The organism is Novilysobacter erysipheiresistens (assembly GCF_036663935.1).
GTDB classification, from domain to species: Bacteria; Pseudomonadota; Gammaproteobacteria; order Xanthomonadales; family Xanthomonadaceae; genus Novilysobacter; species Novilysobacter erysipheiresistens.
Genome location: NZ_JAXGFP010000005.1, coordinates 54,672 through 72,999, shown reverse-complemented (window position 1 = coordinate 72,999; position 18,328 = coordinate 54,672). Strand labels below are relative to the sequence as shown.

The 18,328-nt window shown below is 69.4% G+C and carries 16 protein-coding genes; 10 read left to right on the top strand and 6 right to left on the bottom strand.

The window, feature by feature from the left end:
- Positions 1-102: 102 nt before the first annotated feature.
- The 4 genes from SNE34_RS10285 to SNE34_RS10270 all read right to left on the bottom strand — a co-directional run bounded on the left by SNE34_RS10285 (position 103) and on the right by SNE34_RS10270 (position 4,025).
- On the bottom strand, positions 103-699 hold the full coding sequence (locus tag SNE34_RS10285) for a TlpA family protein disulfide reductase (RefSeq protein WP_332616917.1): 597 nt from the start codon (positions 697-699) through the stop codon (positions 103-105).
- Positions 696-3,239: a protein-disulfide reductase DsbD gene (locus tag SNE34_RS10280; RefSeq protein ID WP_332616916.1), complete on the bottom strand. Its 2,544-nt coding sequence runs from the start codon at positions 3,237-3,239 to the stop codon at positions 696-698. Before SNE34_RS10280 ends, SNE34_RS10285 begins: the two co-directional genes overlap by 4 nt.
- Complete coding sequence (gene cutA, locus SNE34_RS10275) at positions 3,232-3,564, bottom strand: divalent-cation tolerance protein CutA (RefSeq protein WP_425604505.1); 333 nt, start codon at positions 3,562-3,564, stop codon at positions 3,232-3,234. Before cutA ends, SNE34_RS10280 begins: the two co-directional genes overlap by 8 nt.
- Positions 3,565-3,626: 62 nt before the next feature.
- Positions 3,627-4,025: a helix-turn-helix transcriptional regulator gene (locus SNE34_RS10270; RefSeq protein ID WP_332616914.1), complete on the bottom strand. Its 399-nt coding sequence runs from the start codon at positions 4,023-4,025 to the stop codon at positions 3,627-3,629.
- 523 nt (positions 4,026-4,548) lie between these two features.
- Here SNE34_RS10270 and groES point away from each other — a divergent pair.
- The 4 genes from groES to glnE all read left to right on the top strand — a co-directional run bounded on the left by groES (position 4,549) and on the right by glnE (position 11,337).
- On the top strand, positions 4,549-4,836 hold the full coding sequence (gene groES, locus SNE34_RS10265; RefSeq protein ID WP_332616913.1) for a co-chaperone GroES: 288 nt from the start codon (positions 4,549-4,551) through the stop codon (positions 4,834-4,836).
- Positions 4,837-4,900: 64 nt separating this feature from the next.
- Positions 4,901-6,541, top strand: a complete 1,641-nt coding sequence (gene groL, locus SNE34_RS10260; RefSeq protein ID WP_332616912.1) for a chaperonin GroEL — start codon at positions 4,901-4,903, stop codon at positions 6,539-6,541.
- 389 nt (positions 6,542-6,930) lie between these two features.
- Complete coding sequence (locus tag SNE34_RS10255; protein WP_332616911.1) at positions 6,931-8,325, top strand: S8 family peptidase; 1,395 nt, start codon at positions 6,931-6,933, stop codon at positions 8,323-8,325.
- A 120-nt stretch (positions 8,326-8,445) separates the two neighbouring features.
- Positions 8,446-11,337, top strand: coding sequence for a bifunctional [glutamate--ammonia ligase]-adenylyl-L-tyrosine phosphorylase/[glutamate--ammonia-ligase] adenylyltransferase (gene glnE / locus SNE34_RS10250; RefSeq protein ID WP_425604504.1), 2,892 nt, complete (start codon positions 8,446-8,448; stop codon positions 11,335-11,337).
- A gap of 79 nt (positions 11,338-11,416) precedes the next feature.
- On the opposite strand, the gene SNE34_RS10245 is transcribed toward glnE, so the two are convergent.
- Positions 11,417-12,388: a mitochondrial fission ELM1 family protein gene (locus tag SNE34_RS10245; protein WP_332616910.1), complete on the bottom strand. Its 972-nt coding sequence runs from the start codon at positions 12,386-12,388 to the stop codon at positions 11,417-11,419.
- 129 nt (positions 12,389-12,517) lie between these two features.
- Between SNE34_RS10245 and SNE34_RS10240 the strand changes: the two genes are divergently transcribed.
- The 6 genes from SNE34_RS10240 to SNE34_RS10215 all read left to right on the top strand — a co-directional run bounded on the left by SNE34_RS10240 (position 12,518) and on the right by SNE34_RS10215 (position 17,391).
- Positions 12,518-13,129, top strand: coding sequence for a malonic semialdehyde reductase (locus tag SNE34_RS10240; protein WP_332617303.1), 612 nt, complete (start codon positions 12,518-12,520; stop codon positions 13,127-13,129).
- A 33-nt stretch (positions 13,130-13,162) separates the two neighbouring features.
- A complete protein-coding gene (locus tag SNE34_RS10235) occupies positions 13,163-13,741 on the top strand; it encodes a YceI family protein (RefSeq protein WP_332616909.1) in 579 nt (192 codons plus the stop codon).
- A 3-nt stretch (positions 13,742-13,744) separates the two neighbouring features.
- Positions 13,745-14,452: a pirin family protein gene (locus SNE34_RS10230; RefSeq protein WP_332616908.1), complete on the top strand. Its 708-nt coding sequence runs from the start codon at positions 13,745-13,747 to the stop codon at positions 14,450-14,452.
- 252 nt (positions 14,453-14,704) lie between these two features.
- Positions 14,705-14,905: a zinc-finger domain-containing protein gene (locus SNE34_RS10225; protein WP_332616907.1), complete on the top strand. Its 201-nt coding sequence runs from the start codon at positions 14,705-14,707 to the stop codon at positions 14,903-14,905.
- Between the two features lie 16 nt (positions 14,906-14,921).
- Positions 14,922-16,061: a glycosyltransferase gene (locus SNE34_RS10220; protein ID WP_332616906.1), complete on the top strand. Its 1,140-nt coding sequence runs from the start codon at positions 14,922-14,924 to the stop codon at positions 16,059-16,061.
- Positions 16,042-17,391, top strand: a complete 1,350-nt coding sequence (locus SNE34_RS10215; RefSeq protein WP_332616904.1) for an O-antigen ligase family protein — start codon at positions 16,042-16,044, stop codon at positions 17,389-17,391. Before SNE34_RS10220 ends, SNE34_RS10215 begins: the two co-directional genes overlap by 20 nt.
- 6 nt (positions 17,392-17,397) lie before the next feature.
- Here the strand turns inward: SNE34_RS10215 and lpxL are convergent, their stop codons facing one another.
- Positions 17,398-18,318, bottom strand: a complete 921-nt coding sequence (gene lpxL, locus SNE34_RS10210) for an LpxL/LpxP family Kdo(2)-lipid IV(A) lauroyl/palmitoleoyl acyltransferase (RefSeq protein WP_332616902.1) — start codon at positions 18,316-18,318, stop codon at positions 17,398-17,400.
- Positions 18,319-18,328 lie beyond the last annotated feature (10 nt).

The following is an 18,328-nucleotide window of genomic DNA, read 5'->3' as shown; positions in this document are numbered from 1 at the left end:
GCCGGCGTGTCCAGACGTTCGCTGCCGTTTCGCCGAAGTTGTCGCGATTTAAGCGGTTGTTTGAATTTCGACGGGTGACGACGGATGGCGATGCAGTTCGGCCTAGAGTTCCACCCAGCCGTCAATCTCGCCGGGCTGGAACGGCCCGACCTTCTGCTTGCGCAAGCGGCCGTCGGGGTCGATCAGCACGGTGTACGGCAGCACGCCGTTGGGGTTGCCGAGCTGGACCGCGGAGTCGCGCGGGCCGGGCGCGTCCAGCAGGATCGGGTAGGCCACCGGGATGCGTTGCAGGAAGGCCCGCACGTCGTCGGCGTTGTCGAGCGCAATGCCGACCACTTGCACGCCGTTGGCGTCCTGGCTGGCGGCGAAACGGTCGAGTTCCGGCATTTCCTCGATGCACGGGCCGCACCAGCTGGCCCAGAAGTTGATCAGCAGCGGCCGTCCGGGCCAGGCGCCGGGGACGTCGACCGATTGGCCGTCGAGGTCCGGCAGGCGCAAGGCCGGGATGACGTCGCCGCGCCTGGCCACTGCGAGGTCCGCCGGTGGCGGCGGGGCACTGGCCGACAGCGCGCCCTGCAGCGCGCGCTGGCCGAGTTCGCTGTTGAGCAGCGGGCCCGGGCCGTGGCTCCACAGGCCGGCAACCGCGCCGAGCGTGCCGGCGCCGAGGGCGACCAGCAACACCTTGGTGGTCGACTTCATCGGCCAGCCTCGCTGGCCCGGGTGGCGCGTTCGGCGAACGCCGCGGCGGGCTCGAAGCCGAACAGGCGCAATTCGCGGCGCTCGGTCCCATCGACGTAGTACAGCGTCGCCGGCGGGCCGATGATGCCGAGTCGTTTCATCAGCGCCTGGTCGGTGGCGTCGTTGGCGGTGACGTCGGCCTTGAGCAGGACGAAATCGGCCAGCGCCGCGTGCACCGCGGGCTCGGGGAAGGTGTACTTCTCCATCTCCTTGCAGGCCACGCACCAGTCGGCATAGAAATCGAGCAGCAGCGGCCGGCCGGCGGCCTGGGCGGCAGCGACTTCGCGGTCGAGGTCGGCCAGCGACTTGATCGGGCGGAACGGCAATTCGCGGACCTCGGTGCCACCGCCGCGCAGCCCTGCCAGCGGCTGCAGCGGATCGTGGCTACCGGCCAGGGCGCCGAGCACCTGCGCCGCGCCGGCCACGCCCAGCAGCGCGGCCGCGGTCCAGCCGAGCGCGCGCAGGCCGTCGCCGGTCGTCGACTTGCCAACGGCCAGCGCCAGCATCACTGCCGCGCCGATCAGCAGCGCGCCCCACAAGCCGAGCACCAGCGGCGCCGGCAGGATCCGCGACAGCATCCACACCGCCAGGCCGAGGAACACGAAGCCGAACACTCGCTGCACCGCGACCATCCACGGCCCGCTGGTCGGCAAGCCCTTGCCGGCAGCGACGCCGAACGCCAGCAGCGGCACGCCCATGCCCATCGCCAGCAGGAACAGTGCGGCGCCGCCAAATACCGGGTCCTGGGTCTGGCCGATGTACAGCACGGCGGCCGCCAGCGGAGGCGCCACGCACGGCCCGACGATCAGCGCCGACAGCGCCCCCATCACCGCGACCCCGGCCAGCGAACCACCGCGCTGCTGGTCGCTGAGGCGGCCGAGGCGGTTGCGCAGCACGGCCGGCAACTGGATCTCGAACAGCCCGAAGCTCGACAACGCCAGCGCGACGAACAGCGCCGCGAACGCCACCAGCACCCACGGGTTCTGGAACGCGATCTGCAGGTTGGCGCCGACCAGTCCGGCCACGACGCCGGCAACGGTGAACACCAGCGCACTGGCGAACACATAGACGAACGACAGCCCGAACGCGCGCCCGGCGCCGAGCCCGCGCGCGTGGCCGGCCGAGGCGCCGGCGGCGGCACTGGCACCAGCAATGAGACCCGACAGGATCGGGATCATCGGCAGCACGCACGGGGTGAACGCCAGCAGCAGGCCGAACCCGAAGAAGCTCAGCAGCGCCAGCCAGCGGTCCGGCCCCGACAACGCGGCGGCTAGGCGGCTGTCCTCGGCCTGACCGGCGGCGGATGCTCCCGAGCGGTCCGGCGTCGCCCCTCCTGTAGGAGCGACGTCAGTCGCGACCCGTGCATCGTCTCCAGCGTTCGGCGGGTCGCGACTCACGTCGCTCCTACCCGAAGCAGCTGCGACGGGACCGGGGGCGGGGGATGTGCCGGTATTCGCAGCCGAAGCTGCCGCGGCGTTGTCGGAATCCGGCGTAGCAGTGCCGCGGCCAGTGGCACTCGTCACCTCGCCCGCCGGCAGCGCCACCTCCACTATCCGCGTCATCGGCGGATAACAGATGCCATCGGTCTGGCAACCCTGGAAGGTCGCGATCAGGCGGATCGTGGCCGGTTCGGGCTGCGTGCGACGCAACGGCAGTGGTACGTCGATCTGGCGGAAATAGACCACCACCTCGCCGAAGTACTCGTCGTGGTGCGCGGTCCCGTCGGGCCACTGCGGCGCGCCGAGGGTGATGCCGCGCGCGTCGTCCAGCTTCAGGGTGGTGTTGTCGCGGTAGAGGTAGTAGCCCGGTGCCGGGGTGAAGCGCAGCAACAAGGTATTTCCGTCGCCGGCGATCGCCTCGAAGCCGAAGGCCTGTTCCGGCGGCAACGGCAGCGGATCGGTGCCGATCGTGGTGCGTCCGAGCAGCGGGTTGCTGCCGGCGACGGAGTTGCTCGCTAGCGCGCCGCCGCGGTTGCCGAACGCCACCAGCGGGGTGCGTCGCGCCTCGCTTGCGGGGGCGCCGCCCGGTAACGCCACCTGCACCGTCCGGGTCTGCGGCGGATAGCAGATGCCGGCGTCGGCGCAGCCCTGGTACTTGATCGTCAGGGTGGTGCGCGGCGCACGCGCCTGGCCCGGCAGGACCGCGCGCAGCTGCTCGCGATAGGTCTCGACCTTGCCGAAGAACTCGTCCTCGTAGGCCTTGCCCTTGGGCAACTGCAGCGGCCCGGCGGCGAAGCCGGCGTCGGACTTCACACTGGTGCGATGGCGGTACAGGTAATAGCCGTCGGCGATTTTCCAGTGGATGCCGATCGCGTCGGGCGACTCCGCCGCGGCGCTGAGGGCGAACGCCTGGTCGACCGGCAGCAGGTCATCGGGGTCGATCGCGGCGCTCGCCGGGGCAGCCAGCAGCGCCAGCAGCGCAAGGCCTGGCAACACCAGGCTCGGCCATCGCCAGCGGGCCGCTGCCAATCGGCGGCGGGCGGGCGTCATTGGTTCAGTCATCGTCACGGGTCTGTTCGGCCACCCAGGCCAGGTACGGGGCGAGGCCGCCGGCGGCTTCGACCGCGACCAGCTCGGGCAGTTCATACGGATGCAGTGTTTGCAGCCGCGCGGTCAAAGCGTCGAGCCGCTCGGTCGTGGTCTTGATCAGCAGCAGCACCTCGTCGGCGTGTTCGACCCGACCCTCCCAGCGGTAGGTCGACTCCAGTCCGGGCAGCCGGTTGACGCAGGCGGCCAGGCGCTCGCCGACCAGCGCATCGGCGATGGTGCGGGCACTGGCGGCGTCGGGACAGGTGCACAGGCAGAGCAGGACGGGCATCGGGGGCATCGAGGGCGTGGCTGGCCGCATAGCCTAGCCCAGCTCGCCGGGCTGGACCGGGCGTGATCGGGTCATCCGCGACCGGCGCCGCGCGGCCGGCCGACGCGATGGACCGCCAGTTGCTCGGCAACCTCGACCAGCGGCACCCGCGAGCGCGGCGGACTGTCGCGGAACGCCGCGAGCAGGCGCAACTCCAACGGATCGTCGACCAGCAGGGCGTCTGCGGCGGCGACCGAATCCATTTCCACCTCCGGCGACAGGGTCATCTTGCCGCGGCCGGTGGCCAACCATTCGAACTGGACCCCGGTGACGAGTGCCAACTGGCGCAGATGCCCGCTGCTGGGGGACTTGCCAGGCGATGCTTCCCAGTGGCTGACCGCGCTGCGCTGGACGCCGACCGCGGCGGCGAGGGCGGCTTGGGAAAGCCCGGCATGCCGGCGGGCGAGTCGGATGCGCAATTCGGGCGTCATGGGAGGTTCCTGGACGGCGGCGAGCGAAAAATGGGTCGAAGTTACCGATACTCACGCAGCTACCAAAAATAACTTCAACTAGTTGTCTATTGGTAGCTAAATGTCACGTGAATGCCGATATTACATATAATTTCGATGCCCATCACAGATGTGTGCCACCAATAGGGATACATGGCGCCCGGACCTGCCTCTAGCCAGCATGACCAAATTTGACCAAGATCGCCGCTGGTCGACAGGGAGTCGGCTCGACATGGGGGTCCAGGTCAGGGGAGAGGTGCAGGATCGCGCCGCGCTCGGAAGCCAATCCCGAAACCGGAAAGAGCGCGTCCCTCGGGGCGCGCTCTTTTTTTGTGCCCGATCCGCAGGAATTCGTGGCGCCGCCTCTTGAAAGCCCAGCCGCGCGCCCCATCTCCGTCGCAGCCCCGATCCGTCGGGCGTTGTCGTCCCCGGCCTTGGCACTCGGTCGGGGCGACTGCTAAATTCCGCGTTCTTTCCCCACCCTTTCAACCACTTAGAGGTTGCCATGAATATCAAGCCGCTGTTCGACCGCGTGGTCATCAAGCGCATGGAAGAAGAAAAGATGTCCGCCGGCGGCATCGTGATCCCGGACTCGGCCACCGAGAAGCCGATCAAGGGCGAGGTCGTCGCGGTCGGTGAAGGCAAGACCCTCGACAACGGCAGCCTGCGCGCGCCGAAGGTCAAGGTCGGCGACAAGGTGCTGTTCGGCAAGTACAGCGGCACCGAAGTGAAGCTCGACGGCACCGACCTGCTGGTGGTCAAGGAAGACGACATCTTCGCGATCCTCGGTTGATCGCCGGACTCGTCCGACCTTCCGTTCTCCCCCTATTTCGCAATTCTTTTTGAGGTAATCCGCAATGGCTGCCAAGGAAATCCGTTTCGGCGAAGACGCGCGCGCAAAGATGGTGCGCGGCGTCAACGTTCTCGCCAATGCCGTCAAGGCAACCCTGGGCCCGAAGGGCCGCAACGTCGTGCTCGACAAGAGCTATGGCGCCCCGACGATCACCAAGGACGGCGTGTCCGTCGCCAAGGAGATCGAGCTGGCCGACAAGTTCGAGAACATGGGCGCGCAGATGGTCAAGGAAGTTGCTTCCAAGACCTCCGACATCGCCGGTGACGGCACCACCACCGCCACCGTGCTGGCGCAGGCGCTGATCCGCGAGGGCATGAAGGCGGTCGCCGCCGGCATGAACCCGATGGACCTCAAGCGCGGCATCGACAAGGCCGTGATTGGCGCGGTCGAGGAGCTCAAGAAGATCTCCAAGCCGTCGTCGACCAGCAAGGAAATCGCCCAGGTCGGCGCGATCTCCGCCAACTCCGATGCCGACATCGGCGACCTGATCGCCAAGGCGATGGACAAGGTCGGCAAGGAAGGCGTGATCACCGTCGAGGACGGCTCGGGCCTGGACAACGAGCTGGACGTGGTCGAGGGCATGCAGTTCGACCGCGGCTACTTGTCGCCGTACTTCATCAACAACCAGCAGTCGATGCAGGCAGAATTGGACGACCCGTTCATCCTGCTCTACGACAAGAAGATCTCCAACGTTCGCGACCTGCTGCCCGTGCTGGAAGGCGTGGCCAAGGCCGGCAAGCCGCTGCTGATCGTCGCCGAGGACGTGGAAGGCGAAGCGCTGGCGACGCTGGTGGTCAACACCATCCGCGGCATCGTCAAGGTCTGCGCGGTGAAGGCGCCGGGCTTCGGTGACCGTCGCAAGTCGATGCTCGAAGACATGGCCGTGCTGACCGGCGGCACCGTGATCTCCGAGGAAGTCGGCCTGCAGCTCGAGAAGGCGACCATCAACGACCTCGGTCGTGCGAAGAAGGTGCAGATCTCCAAGGAGAACACCACCATCATCGACGGCGCCGGCGACACCGCGGGCATCGAGAGCCGCATCAAGCAGATCAAGGCGCAGATCGAGGAGACCTCCTCCGACTACGACCGCGAGAAGCTGCAGGAGCGCGTGGCCAAGCTGGCCGGCGGCGTGGCGGTGATCAAGGTCGGTGCGAGCACCGAGATCGAGATGAAGGAGAAGAAGGCCCGCGTTGAAGACGCCCTGCACGCCACGCGCGCTGCGGTGGAAGAAGGCGTGGTCCCGGGCGGCGGTGTCGCCCTGATCCGTGCGCTGGCCGCGATCACCGGCCTGAAGGGCATCAACGAAGACCAGAACCACGGCATCCAGATCGCCCTGCGCGCGATGGAAGCGCCGCTGCGCGAAATCGTCATCAACGCCGGCGAGGAAGCCTCGGTCGTCCTCAACAAGGTCAAGGAAGGCAAGGGCAGCTACGGCTACAACGCCGCCAACGGCGAGTACGGCGACATGCTCGAGTTCGGCATCCTGGACCCGACCAAGGTCACCCGCACCGCGCTGCAGAACGCCGCGTCGATCGCCGGTCTGATGATCACGACCGAAGCGATGGTCGCCGAACTGCCGAAGAAGGAAGAGCCGGCGATGCCGGGCGGCGGCGACATGGGCGGCATGGGCGGCATGGGTTTCTAAGCCACCACTCCGCATCAGCAGCAACCTCGAAAGGCCCGCCCCGTGCGGGCCTTTCGTTTTGCCGGGCGAGTGTTATTGAACCCGAGGGTTCTTTTTTGCACTGCAGCGTGCAATGCGGATAACAATTCCTTCACGATCGAGCCGCATCCCGACGTGGGGGAGGGAGCAGGCCCGCTACCGGTTCGACCGGGGCGGGCTTTTTAGTTTCCGAGTGCCACGGCGTTCCCGGTGGATCCGGCCAATACGTGGCCGGCCGCATCCTGAAGCCGTTCACTCGCATGCTGCGTCGCGGCAAGCATTCAGCTTCCAGCCATCCTAGGCTCGGACGTGGCTGGCGACCCCCGTTGCCGCCACCTCGCCTTACTGTCCTCCAATACAGGGGTAATTCCATGAGCTTGCTCGCCCGGGCGGTCTCCGTCGCCCTCGCTTCCATGTGCTGTGCCGCCTCCGCACACGCCGCCACCTACGTCGTCAGCGCCCACCAGACCAAGTTCGACCACAAGCTTGCCGCCAAGGTCGAGGCCGCCGGCGGCACGATCACCGCGCGCCTGCCGCAGATCGGCGTGGTCATCGTCGAATCGGGCCATCCCGATTTCGCCACCCGTGCCGGCAAGCTCCAGGGCGTGCGTTCGGCGGTGGCCGACGTGACCGTGCAGTTCGAGCAACCCGACCCGCAACAGCGACTCAGCGCAGACTTCGCCAATCCGCCGAACTCGAGCGATGACGACCGCTTCTTCGACCTGCAGTGGGGCCACGCCGCGATCGACGCGGCCGGCGCGTGGAACGCCGGTTACCGCGGCGAGGGCGCGACCGTCGCGGTGCTCGATTCCGGCCTGTACTGCGACCACCTGGAGTTCGCCGACAACCTGCTGGCGGCCGATTCGGCGTCGTTCGTGCCGGGCGAGGACTATTGCAACACCGGCGGCAGCAGCCACGGCACCCACACCGCCGGCACGATCCTCGCCGGCGACAACGGCGCCGGGACCATCGGCGTCGCTCCCGAAGCCAAGCTGATCGCGGTCAAGGTGCTCAGCGAGATCAATGGCAGCGGCAGCTTCGGCGGCATCATCCAGGGCATCGTCCATGCGGCCGACCACGGCGCCGACGTCATCAACATGAGCCTGGGCGTGCGCGGCGGCCTGCCGGTGGGTGGCAGCGAAGTGGCCGAGCTGATCAATGCGACCAAGCGCGCGGTGCAGTATGCCGGCAGCCAGAACGCGTTGGTGGTGGCATCGGCCGGCAACGACGGCCGCGACCTCGACCACGACAGCGGCATCGAGATCTGCGACGACGACGGCAGTTGCTACCGCGCCAACCTGCGCGCGTTTCCGGCGCAGTTGCCAGGGGTAGTCACGGTCTCGGCGCTGGGGCCGACCGGCTGGGCCTACGACTTCGACACCAACCTCGACACCCTGGCCAGCTACAGCAACTACGGCCAGTCGGCGATCGACTTCGGTGCACCGGGTGGCGACTTCGTCTATCCGGGCACCGAGGCGTGCACGGTCAAGGGCGTGACGGTGCCGTGCTGGGCGTTCGACATGGTCATGAGTTCGACCACCAGCAGTGGTGGCGACAGCTTCTACGGCTGGAGCGCGGGCACCAGCATGGCCGCGCCGCACGTTTCCGGCGTGGCGGCGTTGATCGTCGGCAAGCACGGCGGCGAGATGTCGCCGAAAGCGGTCGAGCGCATCCTGCGCCAGTCCGCCGATGACCTCGGCAAGAACGGCAACGACGATGCCTATGGCACTGGCCGGGTCAATGCCGCCCGCGCCGTGGCCGACTGACTCGATAGTCCGGGACTCGACCTGCGTTGATCCGACGGCCGCCCGCGAGGGCGGCCGTTTTCGTTGGCCGGCGCGATGGTCGAGCCGTGCGCATGGCAACGCGTGCCATCATCGGCGCCGATGAAATACGTTTCCGATTCCGGCTTCGATGCCGACGCCATCGCTGCCCGCGCATTCGATCGCCTCGGCGCGGTCGCCGAGCTCGACGAGGCCGAACGCGGGCGCCTGCGGCCGGTCGCGATCGCCAGCGACTTCGCCATCGACACCCTGGTGGCGCAACCGGCGCTGCTGCGGCGGCTGCTGGCCGACGACGGTGCCGCGCCGGCGGCCGTTCCCGATCTGGAGGCCGGCAACCGCGACGAGTGGCCGGGCCTGCTGCGCCGCCACCGCAAGGCCGAGTCGACCCGGCTGGTGTGGCGCGACGTGCACGGACTCGATGATGTCGACGCGACCCTTGCCGGCAGCACCGCACTCGCGGAACAGTGCCTGCAGGTCGCGCTGGAGGCGCTGCAGCGCGATTTCGCCGGCCGTCACGGAATGGTCCGCGATGCCGATGGCGCGGTCCAGCGGCTGGTGGTGTTCGGCTTGGGCAAGCTCGGCGGCGGCGAGCTGAACTTCAGTTCCGACGTCGACCTGGTCTATGGCTATGCCGAGGGCGGCAGCTCCGATGGCGCCCGTCCGCTGGATGCCGAGCCGTACTTTTCGCGGATCGGCCAGCAACTGGCCAAGCTGCTCGACGAGGTCACCGTCGACGGCTTTTGCCATCGCGTCGATTTGCGCCTGCGACCGTACGGCAACGCCGGCCGGGTGGCGTGGTCGTTCGCGGCGATGGAGCAGTATTTCCAGCACGAGGGCCGCGACTGGGAACGTTACGCCTGGCAGAAGGCGCGGCCGGTGGCCGGCGACATCGCCGCCGGCGAGGAATTCCTCGAGACCCTGCGGCCGTTCGTCTACCGCCGCTACCTGGACTACGGCGCGCTCGACGGCCTGCGCGCGATGAAGGCGGCGATCGCCGCCGAGGTCGCGCGCAAGGAGCTGGCTGACGACATCAAGCGCGGCCCCGGCGGCATCCGCGAGATCGAATTCCTGGTGCAGGCGCTGCAACTGATCCGCGGCGGCCGTGAGCCCGAGTTGCGCGGCCGCCAATTGCAGCCGGCGCTGGCCGCGCTAATCGAGGCCCATCAGGTCGAGCCCGAGGCCGGTGCCGCGCTGGCCGACGCCTACCGGTTCCTGCGCCGGCTGGAGAACCGCCTGCAGATGCTGCGCGATGCGCAGACCCATGCCTTGCCGGACGACCACCTCGACTGTGCCCGGGTCGCCGTTGCGCTGGGTTGTCGTGACTGGGCCGCGCTGCGCGCCATGCTCGACCAGCATCGCGCCGCCGTCAGCGAGGAGTTCGCCGCGCTGCTGGCGCCACGTCGACGCCAGCGCGAACCCGAGGCGCTGGCCGCGTACTGGCGCGCGCTGCGCGACACCGGCGCGGAACACGCCGGCGACGCGACCGTTCTGGCCCGCGCGGGTTTCGATGAAGCCGGACAGACCGACGCCGGGCCGGCCGACGCGCTGTTGCGCGACTTCGCCCGCAGCCCCGGCGTGCGCGGCCTGTCGGACAGCACCGGTGCGCGCCTGGACCGGGTGTTGCCGGCGTTGCTGCACGGCGCCGCGCAATCGAGCCAGCCGCTGCTGGCGTTGCGTCGGCTGCTCGCGCTGCTGCACAACATCCTGCGTCGCAGCGCCTACCTGGCGCTGCTCGACGAACAGCCGCCGGCGCTGGCGCGGCTGGTCGAGGTGGTCAGCCACAGCGCGCTGCTGGCCGAGCGCCTGGCGGCCTACCCGTTGCTGCTGGACGAGCTGCTGGATGTGCGCATCGGCGGACCGCTGCCCGATCGCGACGAACTGATCAGTGCCTGCCTCGCCGTCGCCAGCGAGGCCGACGACGGCATCGCCGGCGACGACGTCGAAGCGGTGTTGAATGCGCTCAACGAAGTTCGCCAGGCGCTGGGCTTCCGCATCGCCATGGCCAGCCGCGACGGCCGCCAGAGCGCGGTCGAGAGCACCCGGCAACTGGCGTGGCTGGCCGACGGCGTGGTCATGCGCGTGCTGGCGCTGGCCCGGCGCGAGATCGTCGCCGCCCACGGCGAAGTGCCCGGCGCTCGGTTCGCCGTGCTCGGCTACGGCAGCCTCGGCGGCGCGGAGCTGGGCTTCGGATCCGACCTCGACCTGGTGTTCCTGTACGACGTGAATGCCGATGGGGATGCCGACGTGGATGCCAATATCGACGGCGGCAACGCGCTCTCCGACGGCGCCCGCCCGCTGGAAGCGTCGCGCTGGTTCGCACGCCTGGCACAGAAGGTCGTCGCCTTGCTTGGCACCGTCACCGCCGCCGGCCGGCTGTTCGATGTCGATGTGCGGCTGCGCCCGGACGGCGCCAAGGGGTTGCTGGTCTCGACCCTTGCCAGCTTCGCCGACTACCAGCGCAGCCGCGCCTGGAACTGGGAGCATCAGGCGCTGGTGCGCGCGCGCTGCGTCAGCGGCGACGCCAGCCTATGTGCCGATTTCGACCGAATCCGCGGGGCGACCCTCGGTCGCGAACGCGACCCGGCCCAGGTGCGCGCGGACGTCGGCAAGATGCGTGCGCGCATGCGCGCTGAGCTCGATCGCAGCGATGCGGCGGCGTTCGACCTCAAGCAGGGCGAGGGCGGGCTGGTCGACCTGGAATTCCTGCTGCAGGCGCTGGTACTGGACCATGCCGACGCCGTCCCTGAACTGCTGGGCCCGCGCGATACCCCCGGCCTGGTCGAGGCGCTGCATCGTGCCGGCGTGTTCGACGGCGACACCCGCGCCGCCCTCCACGCCGCCCACGCCACGCTGCTGGCGCGGGGCTTGGAGTGCACGCTGGACCGACGCCCGCGACGGGTGCCGATGGACGCGGAGATTGTCGAGGCGCGTGCGGCGATCCGCGACGCGGCGAAGGCGCAGCAACTGGATTTCATCGCCGCTCCGAATTTGTAGGAGCGGCTTTAGCCGCGATCTGGAGTCGGCACAGGCGAACGATTTCCGATCGCGGCTAAAGCCGCTCCTATAAATGCGTCTACGACCCGGCATCCAACTGCAGCCGCCGCCGCACCTCCGCGGCCACCCGCGCCGTCTCGCGCAACGGCGTCGTCGCGAACGCGGCGAGGGTATCGTCCAGTGCGCGCACCCGGCCCAATCCGAGCAGGCTGTCGACGAACCGGCGCGGCCGGCCCTTGACCTCGTCAAGGCCGGCGACGAACACCGGCAGATCAGTCGCGCAGGCTTCCGACAGCATGTTGACCGAGTCGGCGGTGCAGACGATGCGGTCCGCGCAGGCGAGCAGGCCGGGGTACGGGTTGGCACCGTCGCCGGGCCCGCTCCAGATCATCCCCGCGCGGCCGGCGAAACGCTGGCGCAGGCGCGCGGTGACCTCCGCCGGGGTGCGTCGCGAGGTGGTCACCAGCAGGCAGCCGTCCTCGGCATCGACCACGCGTTGCAGCCGCCCGGCCACGGCATCGGCCATTGCCGGGTCGAACCGGGCGTGGGCACTGTTGCCGCCGAGCAGCAGCGCCGTGCGCGGTTGCGGCAGCGTTGCCAACGCGGTGAAGGTCCGCCGGGCCTCGTCGAGCCAGACGTCGTCGACCGGATGCAGGCTGCCGAGCAGGCGGATCACGTTGCCGCCTTCGAGGCCGTCGTGTTCGGGCGCGATCACGATGTCCCAGTGTCCCGGCGCGATCCGCGGGTCGAGGATCTGCACCGCGCGGGCGCCGCGACGACGCAGCAGCCGGGTCGCCAGGGCGGCCTGGCGCCCGCAGCCGATCGCCAGTTCCGGCGCGGCGGCCAGGGCCCGGGCGAAACCGTCACCGAATGCGTGGGCCGCGCCCGGCAGCGCCCGCGGAGCCAGCCAGCGCCACGGCGCGCGGGTCTGCAGGGCCCAATCGCGCGCCGGTCGCCCCAGCGCGGAGGCCAATGCGTGCGCCTGCCGCAGGTTGCCGGCATTGCCGTCCGTCAGGGTCCAGGTGCGCGAGCGGGGGCTCGATTGTTCCATTTTTGTCCGTAATCCGTTGCGAGCGCATCGGCTGTTGCTCCACCGCCAGACTTTACACTTGCCTGCATCGGCCGCGGCGTCGCTTGCGGTTCCGAATCCCGTTCCACAATCCCGATCATGGAGATCCAGATGGCAGATGCCTCGACCCCGCAGCAGGCACAGGCGCTGAGCCCGGCCGCGCTCGACCAGTTGTTCCGTACCGCCCGCACCCACAACGAGCTGGGCGGTGAGGTCGGCGACGAGACCCTGCGCGAGCTTTACGACCTGATGAAGTGGGGCCCGACCAGCGCCAACATGAGCCCGGCGCGACTGGTGTTCGTGAAATCGGCCGAGGCCAAGACCAAGCTCGGCCCGGCGCTGGACGAGGGCAATTACGCCAAAACCATGGCCGCGCCGGTGACGGTGATCGTCGGCTTCGACGAGGATTTCCACGAGAAGCTGCCGTACCTGTTCCCGCATACCGACGCCAAAAGCTGGTTCAACGGCCCGCGCGAGAACCGCAGCCCGGCCGCGTTTCGCAACGGCAGCCTGCAGGGCGCCTACCTGATCCTCGCCGCACGCGCGCTCGGGCTGGATTGCGGGCCGATGTCGGGCTTCGACAATGCCAAGGTCGACGAGGCGTTCTTCGCCGGCACCACGATCAAGTCGAATTTCCTGGTCAACCTCGGCCACGGCGATCCGGCCAAACTGTTCGCACGCTCGCCGCGGTTGCCGTTCGACGAGGCCGCGCGGATCCTCTGACCGCCGCAGTATTCCTTTTCGGAGAAAACCCCCATGTTCAAGCAACTGATCCTCACCGCCGCCCTCGCCGCCGCCAGCACGGCCGCGTTCGCGGAACCGGTCACCTACAAGATCGACCCGTCGCACACCAACGTGATCGCGCAGTGGAACCATTTCGGCTTCTCCAATCCCAGCGCGCATTTCGGCCAGGCCGAAGGCACCCTCGTGTACGACGCCGACAACGTCGCCGCGTCCAGCGTGCAGGTGACCCTGCCGCTGACCGGGCTGGACAGCTTCAGCGCCAAGTTCGACGAGCACCTGCGCAGCGCCGACTTCTTCGAGGTGGCCGAATTCCCGGTCGCCACCTTCGAGAGCACCCAGGTCGAAGCGGTCGGCGAAGGCAAGCTGAAGGTCACCGGCAACCTGACCATCAAGGACATCACCAAGCCGGTGGTGCTCGACGTGACCTTGAACAAGGTCGGCGTCCACATGAACAAGCAACCCGCGATCGGCTTCGACGCCACCACCACCGTCAAGCGCTCCGACTTCGACCTCGGCATGGCCGCGCCGATGGTGAGCGACGAGGTGGAGATCCGCATCACCACCGAAGCTTCGGTGCCGAAGGACACCTGAACCATGATCATCGAGCGCCCCGCGGGTGACCGCGGCCATGGACCGGCCCAGGTCGCCTGGCTCGACAGCCGCCACACGTTCTCGTTTGGCGACTACTACGACCCGGCGTGGATGGGCTTCGGGGTGCTGCGGGTGATCAACGAGGACCGCGTCGCCCCCGGCGCGGGTTTCCCGACCCACGGCCACGCCAACATGGAGATCCTCAGCTACGTGCTGTCGGGCGCGCTCGCGCACGAGGACAGCACCGGTGGCGGTGGGGTGATCCGGCCCGGCGAGTTGCAATGGATGAGCGCCGGCCACGGCGTCCGCCACAGCGAGTTCAACGCGTCGAACGACGAGCCGGTGCATTTCCTGCAGGTATGGCTGCAGCCGGACCGGGTCAACGCGCCGCCGGCGTATGCGCAACGGCCCGCCGCCGGTGGCGAAGGCTGGCAACTGCTGGCCTCTCCCGATGGCCGCGACGACAGCCTGGCGATCCGGCAGGACGCAAATGTGTTCAATGCACGGCTGGCCGTGAATGCAGCGGCCGAGTACCCGCTGCGGGATTCACGGCGCTACTGGCTGCATGTCGCCCAAGGTGCGGTCGAGGCCAATGGCCGGGTCCTGCAAGCCGGCGACGCGTTGGGTTTTGTCGAGGAGGCGGGCGGGCTGCGGGTCACCGGCCGCGGCGATTCGTCCGCCGACGCCCTGCTGTTCGAGTTGCCGGCCTGACCACCCATTCCGGAAATCCCGTCGTAGGAGCGACGTAAGTCGCGACCCACCGACACTGCAAGCTCGCCTCGGACAACGCGCGGCGTCGTTCGAGCGCTTGGGAGCGTGCGGTTGATGGCAGCGGGTCGTTTGCCGATTGTCAGTGGGTCGCGACTCACGTCGCTCCTACGACCGAAGCAAGTCGAGTCGGACAGGAATCGGTCGCCGGGCGCCTGCTAAACTGCTTGTCTCGCACCGCCCCTCGCCATCGACATGACCGCAGCCGCCCACGACCATCCCACCCAGGCCAACGCCGAGCGTCGCTACAGCGTCTCGCGCGCCGACCTGCCGCTGAGTTGCCCGTTGCCGTCGATGGCGCTGTGGAACTCGCATCCGCGGGTGTACCTGCCGATCGAGGCCGAGCGCGAGTGCGACTGCCCATACTGCGGCGCGCATTTCGTCCTCGAAGACTGATCGTCGACCCGCGACGATGCGTCGGCTGACCGTCGTCCAGCTGTTGCCGGCGATGCAATCGGGCGGGGTCGAGCGTTCCACTCTCGAAATCGCCCAGGCGCTGGTCGATGCCGGTCATCGCGCCATCGTGGTATCCGCCGGCGGCCGGCTGGTGCCGCGGTTGCACGCGCTCGGCGCCGAACACATCGATCTCGCCGTCGGCCGCAAGTCGCTGGCCACCCTGCGCCATGTCCGCCCATTGCGCGCGCTGCTGCGGCGCGAGCGTGCCGACATCGTCCACGTGCGCTCGCGACTGCCGGCCTGGATCGGCGTGTTGGCGCTGCGTGGCATGGACGCGGCCGTGCGTCCTCGGCTGGTCAGCACCGTGCACGGGCTCAACTCGCCGTCGCGCTACAGCGCGGTGATGACCCGCGGCGAGCGCGTGGTCTGCGTGTCCGACACCGTGCGCGAGTACGTATTGCGCCATTACCCCGCGACCGATCCCGGCAAGCTGCGGGTGGTCCCGCGCGGGATCGACCCGGCCGCATTCCCGCCCGCACCCTGGCCCGACCGCGATGCCCGGGCCTGGGCGGCCGCCCAGCACCCGGCGCTGGGTGGCGACGGCCCGTTGCTGCTGCTGCCCGGGCGCGGTACCCGGCTCAAGGGTCACGCCGATGCGCTGGCGCTGCTGGCGCGGTTGCGCGCCGAGGGCATCGATGCGCGATTGTGGTTGCCGGGCGCGCGTGAAGCCGGTCGCGAGGCCTATATCGCCGAACTGGAGGCCGACGCCGCGACGCGCGGTATCGCCGACGCGATCGCGTTCACCGCGCCAACCGACGCGATCGCCCGTGCCTATGCCGCCTGCGACCTGGTGCTGCAGCTATCGCGCAAGCCCGAGGCGTTCGGCCGCACCGTGGTGGAGGCGCTGTCGTGCGCGCGGCCGGTGCTGGGCTGGGCCCACGGCGGCGTCGGCGAACTGCTGCGCGAGCTGCAACCGGTCGGTGCGGTCGCGCCATTCGATCCCGACGCCCTGCACGCCGGTGCACGCGCGCTGCTCGCGCAGGCGTCGTCGGCAGCCGGTACGATGCCGGCTGTGTCGCCCTCCCTGTTGTCGAACTACACCCTGCGCGCGATGCAGCGTGCCACGCTGGCCGTCTATGCCGAACTCACCGACTGACACCCTCGCGTCCCATCCGACCACGCCGGCCATCGATCCGGTCCGCGGCTGGCGCTGGGCACCGGCGTGGATCCTCGCCTACGTCGGCTTGTGGCCGGCGCCGGGCTATGCCGAGGGCATCCTCGTGCTCGGCGCACTGGTGGCGATCGCCAAGCTGGTGGCCTCGCGCTTCCGCGGTGGCGGCGAGTTGCTGAGCCACCAGGCCTGGGCGCTGACCAGCGTCCTGTTCTTCGCCTATTGGCTGCCCGAAGCGGTGTCGGCGTTTGACGCGATCGACCCCGCGCGCGCCCTGCGCGAGGCCGCGGTCGACCTGCGCTACCTGCCGTTCCTGTGGCTGGCCGCGGCGGCGGTGGCGAACGACCGCGGCCGCCGCATCACCTTCGGCGGGTTGGCGATCATTCTGGGGATCTGGACGATCGACGCGCTGCTGCAGGCGCTCACCGGTACCAGTCCGCTGTTCTTCGGGATCGACTCGATCAAGCACGCCATCAGCGGCCACGGCATGTGCAGCGCCGAGGAGATGGCCGGGCTCGACCGCCTCAGTGGCGTGCTCGGGCCCTGCAACCTCAAGCTCGGCATCGTGATTGCGAGCCTGTCGCCGTTTGCGCTGTATGCCGCCGGCAAGCGCTTCGGCCGGATCGGCTGGCTGGTTGCGGCCGCCGCCGTGGGAGTGGTGGTCGTGCTGGCCGGTTCGCGCGCCTCATGGATCACCTATGCCCTGGTGCTGGTGTTGTCGGGCTGGCGGGTGCTGGGCTGGAAGAAGCTGCTTGGAGTGTTCGCGTTCGGCGCGGTGATGCTGGCGGTGTTGACTGCGGCCTCGCCCAACGTGCGCGATCGCATCACCCGCACCGCCCACGTACTCGCCGCCGACCAGGAGGGAGTCGACATGGCGCTCTCCGGGCGCACCCGGATCTGGGGCGCTGCGCTGTGCATGGGGGGGCACCATCCGGTCAACGGGATCGGTGCGCGTGGCTTCCGCGAAGCGTTCCCGGGTTGCGACCCGGAGCATGGCGAAGTCGCGCAGTGGGGCGACGGCCCGGCGCTGCACGCGCACCAAATTGTGCTGGAGATCTTCAGCGAGACCGGCGGCTTCGGCCTGTTGCTGTGGCTGGCCGGTACCGCGCTGGCCTGGCGCGCATGGCGGTTCGCCGATGCCGCCGCGCGCGAGTCGGCGCGGCCGGCGATGCTGGCGCTGGTGGTGACGGTGTTCCCGCTCAACACCCACCTGGCGTTCTACTCGACGTTCTGGGGCGGGCTGACCTTGCTGCTGGCCGCGTTGTATGCCGGCAGCCTGCTGGCCGGACGCGCAACCGAACCGCCGGCTGCCTGATCCGCGTCAGCGGTACGGCGATTCCATGCCCGGCGGGCGTCGCTTGAAGCGCCGGTGGATCCACAGGTACTGGCTCGGCGCCTCGCGCACCATCGCCTCGATTTCGGCGTTGACCCGGGTGCTGTCGAACGCCGGGTCGGCGGACGGGAAGTCGGCCAGCGGCGCACCGAGCCGCAACACGTAGTCGGCGCCCTCGCGGCGATGGAAGAACGGCACCACCGCGCAGCCCGACAAGCGCGCGAACTGGTGGGTCGCGGTGATCGTCGCCGCCGGCACCTCGAAGAACGGCGCGAACACCGTGTCCTTGCCGCGCATGTCCTGGTCCGGCGCATACCACAGGATGCCGCCGCGCTTGAGGTGGCGCATCGCTCCGCGCAGCTCGTCGTTGCCGAACATCGCGGTCGCGTAGCGCAGCCGTCCGCGCATGACCGCCCACTCCATCACCGGGCTGCGATGGCGGCGGTACATGCCGGCCAGCGGCAGGTGGTCGCACATCAGCCGCCCGCACATCTCCAAGGTCAGGAAGTGGCCGGACACGAGCAGCACGCCGCGGCCCTGGGCGCGGATCGCCTCGACGGCCTCGACGCCCTCGATCCGCACCGTGCGCCGCATCGGCGCCGCGCTGCCCCACCACGCGCGGGCGAATTCGAACAGGCCGATGCCGAAATCACGGAAGCTCGCGTGCAGCAACGCTTGGCGGTCGGCTTCGGCCATCTCCGGGAAGCACAGCGCGAGATTGATCCGCGCGGCGCGCCGGCGTGCGCCGGCCAACCGCAGCGCCAGCGCGCCGAGGCCGGCGCCGAGCCCGCGTTGCAATGCCCACGGCAGCCGGGCTGCCAGCCACATCAGGCCGAGCGCGAACCACGTCGGCCAATGGCGTGGCCCCAGCGGCGGGCGGGGAAGATCGGGGGCGGACGCAGTCGGCATGCCGCTGATT

What these genes read in the sequence shown, in the direction of transcription:
- groL (WP_332616912.1), top strand. Translation starts at nt 4,901, where the DNA reads ATGGCTGCCAAGGAAATCCGTTTCGGCGAAGACGCGCGCGCAAAGATG.
- cutA (WP_425604505.1), bottom strand. Translation starts at nt 3,564, where the DNA reads ATGCCCCCGATGCCCGTCCTGCTCTGCCTGTGCACCTGTCCCGACGCC.
- SNE34_RS10215 (WP_332616904.1), top strand. Translation starts at nt 16,042, where the DNA reads ATGCCGAACTCACCGACTGACACCCTCGCGTCCCATCCGACCACGCCG.
- SNE34_RS10270 (WP_332616914.1), bottom strand. Translation starts at nt 4,025, where the DNA reads ATGACGCCCGAATTGCGCATCCGACTCGCCCGCCGGCATGCCGGGCTT.
- SNE34_RS10245 (WP_332616910.1), bottom strand. Translation starts at nt 12,388, where the DNA reads ATGGAACAATCGAGCCCCCGCTCGCGCACCTGGACCCTGACGGACGGC.
- SNE34_RS10220 (WP_332616906.1), top strand. Translation starts at nt 14,922, where the DNA reads ATGCGTCGGCTGACCGTCGTCCAGCTGTTGCCGGCGATGCAATCGGGC.
- SNE34_RS10240 (WP_332617303.1), top strand. Translation starts at nt 12,518, where the DNA reads ATGGCAGATGCCTCGACCCCGCAGCAGGCACAGGCGCTGAGCCCGGCC.
- lpxL (WP_332616902.1), bottom strand. Translation starts at nt 18,318, where the DNA reads ATGCCGACTGCGTCCGCCCCCGATCTTCCCCGCCCGCCGCTGGGGCCA.
- glnE (WP_425604504.1), top strand. Translation starts at nt 8,446, where the DNA reads ATGAAATACGTTTCCGATTCCGGCTTCGATGCCGACGCCATCGCTGCC.
- SNE34_RS10235 (WP_332616909.1), top strand. Translation starts at nt 13,163, where the DNA reads ATGTTCAAGCAACTGATCCTCACCGCCGCCCTCGCCGCCGCCAGCACG.
- SNE34_RS10230 (WP_332616908.1), top strand. Translation starts at nt 13,745, where the DNA reads ATGATCATCGAGCGCCCCGCGGGTGACCGCGGCCATGGACCGGCCCAG.
- groES (WP_332616913.1), top strand. Translation starts at nt 4,549, where the DNA reads ATGAATATCAAGCCGCTGTTCGACCGCGTGGTCATCAAGCGCATGGAA.
- SNE34_RS10280 (WP_332616916.1), bottom strand. Translation starts at nt 3,239, where the DNA reads ATGACTGAACCAATGACGCCCGCCCGCCGCCGATTGGCAGCGGCCCGC.
- SNE34_RS10225 (WP_332616907.1), top strand. Translation starts at nt 14,705, where the DNA reads ATGACCGCAGCCGCCCACGACCATCCCACCCAGGCCAACGCCGAGCGT.
- SNE34_RS10285 (WP_332616917.1), bottom strand. Translation starts at nt 699, where the DNA reads ATGAAGTCGACCACCAAGGTGTTGCTGGTCGCCCTCGGCGCCGGCACG.
- SNE34_RS10255 (WP_332616911.1), top strand. Translation starts at nt 6,931, where the DNA reads ATGAGCTTGCTCGCCCGGGCGGTCTCCGTCGCCCTCGCTTCCATGTGC.